Source organism: Enterococcus sp. RTP21361st1_A6_RTP21361_211029 (assembly GCF_040910045.1).
Taxonomy (GTDB): domain Bacteria; phylum Bacillota; class Bacilli; order Lactobacillales; family Enterococcaceae; genus Enterococcus_D; species Enterococcus_D gallinarum.
In genome coordinates this window covers 1-4,535 of the sequence record NZ_JBDGBK010000141.1, presented here as the reverse complement: position 1 = coordinate 4,535, position 4,535 = coordinate 1, and the positions used below count along the sequence as shown (strand labels likewise).

Annotated in this window: 5 protein-coding genes; all 5 read right to left on the bottom strand. The window is 33.0% G+C overall.

Annotated features, from left to right (window positions below; all coding sequences use genetic code 11):
- Positions 1-187 precede the first annotated feature (187 nt).
- A complete protein-coding gene (locus AB5Z52_RS15980) occupies positions 188-1,339 on the bottom strand; it encodes a site-specific integrase (protein ID WP_113850146.1) in 1,152 nt (383 codons plus the stop codon).
- Between the two features lie 146 nt (positions 1,340-1,485).
- Complete coding sequence (locus AB5Z52_RS15975; protein ID WP_050762665.1) at positions 1,486-2,055, bottom strand: hypothetical protein; 570 nt, start codon at positions 2,053-2,055, stop codon at positions 1,486-1,488.
- A 588-nt stretch (positions 2,056-2,643) separates the two neighbouring features.
- A complete protein-coding gene (locus AB5Z52_RS15970) occupies positions 2,644-2,826 on the bottom strand; it encodes a hypothetical protein (protein ID WP_029487242.1) in 183 nt (60 codons plus the stop codon).
- A gap of 438 nt (positions 2,827-3,264) precedes the next feature.
- A complete protein-coding gene (locus AB5Z52_RS15965; protein ID WP_287041988.1) occupies positions 3,265-3,636 on the bottom strand; it encodes a hypothetical protein in 372 nt (123 codons plus the stop codon).
- Positions 3,637-3,989: 353 nt separating this feature from the next.
- Positions 3,990-4,376, bottom strand: a complete 387-nt coding sequence (locus tag AB5Z52_RS15960) for a YxeA family protein (protein WP_288551828.1) — start codon at positions 4,374-4,376, stop codon at positions 3,990-3,992.
- Between the last annotated feature and the right edge of the window lie 159 nt (positions 4,377-4,535).

Sequence of the window (4,535 nt, the reverse complement as noted above, 5' to 3'; positions counted from 1 at the left end):
TTTTTTAATACCTAAAATAAAAATGGGGCTGAAGAATCAATTCTGATTCATCAGTCCCATAAATTATAGAGCCATAATTCTAACAAGGTTAGAACGTTGGTTTATCAACGATTTAGAGATGTTTTCCTTCACTGGAGACATCTCTTTTTTGCGCATGTTGCGTTTCTTGTTGCGATATTATTTAAACTTAGTTCGTCATGAATTGTGCAAAGCGATTACCTGTCTCTTCCCGCTTTTTATCAGTTACATGAGCATATACATTCATTGTTGTTTTTATATCTGTATGCCCCATGCGCTCTTGAACTTCTTTGATAGGTACGCCAGATTCAAGTAGGAGACTGCAATGAGTGTGACGAAATCCATGAACTGTCATATATTCTAAGTTATTATCTTTAAGAATTTTCGTTAGTCGATGATTTAAAAAATCAAGATATAAAACTTTGTTTTCTTCTGAGGTAAAAAGTAATTGTTCTTCATTATCATGTTTTATCCCTAGTTTGAAGAAAAGCTCTTTTTGCTGTAATTTCCAACGTTTCAAAAGTTTGAGTGTCTCATCATCTAAAGATAACTCTCTGACACTTTTTCTTGTCTTAGGGGTTTGAAAAATTAATTTCCAACCATCAGCAGTAGCAACCGTCTGTTTAACAGACAAGGTTCCTCGACCAAAACTTATATCTTTCCAACGTAAGGCATGTAGCTCACCTTTCCTAAGTCCGGTAAATGCTAGAATTCTAAACATCAGGAATTCAGAAAAAGGCAACTGTTTTTTTGCTTTATCTAGAAAAGTAATCAATTGTTTTTGGCTGTAGTAGGGCGCTGCATAATCCTCTTGATCAATGTCCATTTGTCTTTTGGGTCGAATTACACCATTCATTGGGTTATTAGTAAGCAAGCGTACACTAATAGCATACTGAAAGATTTGAGAAGTAATCATAATCAAATTATTGAACTTTTTGTAATAGCTGAACCAATGATTTACTTTAGCCTGACAATAAGGGATAGTTATCTTGTTGATCGGAATTTTTCCGAAATGAGGTATGATATGCTTCTTTAGAGCAAATTTTTGAGCAGTAAGTGTACTTGCTTTCACAGTATTCTTATACTGTTCTAACCACATTTCTGCTACTTTTTCAAAGTGAAGGTTACTATCAAAAATAAAATCAGCGCTTTTTGATTTTAGAAGCAATCGAGATAAAGCAAGATTTGCCGCTTGTCTTGTTTTAAAACCACTACGATTAGTTTTTATTTCTTTACCAGTTAATGGGTCTTTACCAAGGTAAACATGAAATTTATAGGCAATTTCACCATTCTTCTTTTTATATTTCTTTATTTTCGCCATAAATATATTATCGTCCTTTCTTGTCCGCCAGCATGTCGAACGAGTGGCATCACTCCTTTCAATTTGGTATAATTGGGTATAGCAAATAAGCATTAGGTTTATTTGGTTTTAGCACGCTCTCGCTTTGGTCGGTGGGGCGTGTTTTTTTATTGTGCAGAAGTCATATATGCATCAGTAATTAATTCTGCTTGTTCCATATAGACATCGGTCAATTTCGTAGCCCAATCTTCGTAATCTTCATATTTCCCAGATCCGCTAGTCAAATGAACATTTGCCATTTCCTGTATTCCTTCATTGGAAATTTCAGCCAACTCACTTATTTTGTCGTTTGACAATTCTGCTAAACCTTCTACTCCGTTTTGATTATTAGGATATTCAGCATTGTATTCATCAACTAACTTCGGTGCTGCTTCTTTAATTTTTTGAGTGTATTCGTCTAGAATAGCTTGATATTGTTCATCAGCGCTTTTGCTCTCTTCTTTTGGAGCTTGGCTTTCTGATGAAGCTTTTTCTGATGTTTTATCTGATGTCGAAGTTGCTTCTTTTGAGCTGGTAGATGTTTTCTCAGCAGAGTTTTTATCTTTAGAATTACCCCCAAGAGATCCGCCAACTGCAGCAACTAGAATTACCACTAAAATCCAGAACCATACCTTTTTGTAAAAGGGTTTTTTTACCTTATACAATTTACCATCTTCGCCTCTAACTCTTTTTGCCATTTTTATTTCCTCGATTCTTTGATATAATATATTTGTACTGTCTCAGAAATGAGGTTAGGGCTTTTAGAAGTTGGAGCTTCTAAGAGCTTTCTTTTTTTAGCAAAATATTTTCATGGGTTCAACGAAAATAGATTCGCTGTCAAAAGTAAAAATATAATTATGATGAAAGTGTTTTGTTCCGTATTTATTATTCCATACGTTCAACGCACATTCTAGAAGATATGGTATAGAGATACAAGTATCTCTATACCATATCTTCGTGCTTTCATTCTTCTTTCCACACACTAGGAACTGTAGGAATAAATAACGTCCTTACTAAAAGAAATCGCTCTTTTAGTAAGGATTATGGGCGGATCAAAGTTATTACATGTGTACAAAAAATAAAGAAAAGACCATTTTTGCAATAAAGGAACCAGCAAAAAAAGCGAGAACAATCAACATAATTTTCCAAGGTTTTAACCAAGCACTATTCTTTTTCATCTAATCACCTCTATAAAAAGAATACTATGATAAATAAATAATATCAAAAAAAATTGATACTTAATCAGTTATTCACCAAATCAGGCAACTAACGAGATGAAATCAGAATCAGTTTTGCTTTTCAGATTTTTTAAGTTTAATTGCTCGTATTAGGTGGACACAAAAGCTCGCAAAAAATAAAAGCCCTGCAATTTTTGGAATGGCACCAATTGAAGCTAAAAATAAAAAAGCTGCTATAAAGTTTACACAAGCGGCTAGCAGGTAAAGGTAGAAACTAGTTTTTCTTTTCAAAGTGCTCACTCCTTTCGAACAGCATATCATACTTTATTTTCAATGTGAAAAAATAATGCCAAAGAAAGTCGAAATAAATAATTTCACTATCCGACGAAATAAAAAAGAAATAGAAAGAACTTCTATTTCTTCGAGCGATTTTTATTCGAATACAGGGCAATGATTATAGCTACGGCTATGCAAAAGACTAATACTTTTAACATATTCACACATCCTTTTTAGATTAGTTTAAATTATAACTTTCTAAAAATATATAGGGTTTTAGGCCTATTAGTAAAAGATAATTCAGTCCCACAAGTTATCGAACTCTTTTTTTCGATTATTCCTCGGCAATCAAGAAGGCCAATTTTTTCAAACAACTGTTAAAACAAAAAAGTGAAGAAACTACTGGAACTAAAAGTTTCTTCACTACTCATCAAGTAATCAATAAACCTTTGTTTATTCAAATATGTAACATCTAAATTTTTTGAAGCAAGGAAAAACAAACATGCAGAACAATAGAAAGAGTTGAAAAAGTAAGATAATCGTTAAATTGACAGTTCCGTAACGCTGGTAAAGGTAGATATGTACGAGTAATTCACCAAGATTCATGAGAATCAAGATAAGATAACTACTCGCTTTTACTTGGCATCTTTTTAGTAGGTGATAGCTGATGTAATAATCGAGTAGGACAAAAAAAAGTAATGATAGTTTGTTTAAAGCCGTGATGGTATCATGTTGTTCGGCAAGCTGTTGAAAGAACAAAAGTGCTGTGGGAAAAGGGATATAAATGATTAATAAAGAAAGAAAAAAATATACAACAAAAGGCATGTTCACACTCCTAAAAAAAAATTACCAAAAGGCAGAAAATAATTTAGCAAATATTTATTCAGAGGTCAACAGTAGGATTTGTTATTTCAATGGTTCGAGTATTAGGCATGATTGTTTTTGCTTAAGAAATGAAATCTTGGTTTACAGACTGAGAAAAATTGCGGTGATTTTCTGTCACGGAGGAATGTACCTTGATAAACCCCGTCACAATAAGGTTATAAGAGGGATTGGATATTATTATTAAAACAATGTATAAATAAAAAAACTCCTGAAAGCAGAGTGGAGAAGACAGTTACTCTTGAGTTCAGAAGTTTTTGGTTTTTGAAAAAAATCAATTTTATCAATGAAAAATGTTATTTTTTTGCATTTAATTTTTTTAATACATCAGCTGGCACATCTTTTTCAGCGACCTCATTCGGTCCGGAGATGATACGTTTTTGACTGATCTCTGCTTTAACTAGTGTGTTAGGAGCATAAGGCTGGATATCTTCACCAGACAATTCATAGGTCATTTCTTGTCTTTCGCCATTTTCTTTAACAAATTCAAACGTATATTTATAAGAAGAATAGCCTTCGATTTTTTTTCCTGAACCGTCTACTGTTTGTTTCCTTTCAGGTGTTTCTTTTGGTGTGCGTGCATAGGCAGTGACTCCTTGATAGGTCTCAGAATAGTATTTATAACTAAAATAGCCTCCTACACCAAGTGCGACTACAAGAAGAGCAAGCATCATTTTTTTCATAATTAACCCTCATTTCTTTTTTGCTGAGACGACTATAACACGGACTAGCTTAAAAAATTCATTGAAAAAGATAACACTATTGTAACAGACTGTAGACAAAGTCCATTTTATGGATGATGTCTACAGTCTTTTCTTTTATAATAGATTTATGAAAACGAA